The organism is Streptococcus suis (assembly GCF_002960445.1).
GTDB classification, from domain to species: Bacteria; Bacillota; Bacilli; order Lactobacillales; family Streptococcaceae; genus Streptococcus; species Streptococcus hyiners.
The window spans coordinates 1-337 of the sequence record NZ_POJD01000206.1; the positions used below are offsets into that span (position 1 = coordinate 1).

1 protein-coding gene is annotated in these 337 nt (G+C 44.2%); it reads right to left on the bottom strand.

What is annotated here, in order from left to right; translation table 11 throughout:
- Positions 1 to 337 (bottom strand): 3'-5' exonuclease (locus C1G53_RS08545; protein WP_330847472.1); only part of this gene is annotated, 337 nt, incomplete at both ends.

Below are 337 nucleotides of genomic sequence, written 5' to 3' on the forward strand. Positions count from 1 at the left end.
GGTGACAACATAATATCCTGAGAAGCTTCTAGCAAGGACATACTGTGGCTGGTCGCAAAATCACGGAGTTTGTCAACCGTACCAGGTCCAACGCCACGTTTGGGCTCATTGACAATGCGTTCATAGGAGATATTATCCGATGGATTTGCAATGATATTCAAATAAGAAATCACATCCCGGATTTCCTTACGGCTGTAGAACTTGGTTCCTCCAACCATGGTATAAGGGATATTAGATTTGAGCAGGGCTTCTTCAATGGTACGTGATTGGGCATTGGTACGGTAGAGAACTGTAAAATCCTTATAAGCCTTGCCTTCTCGGTGCAACTGGTCAATCT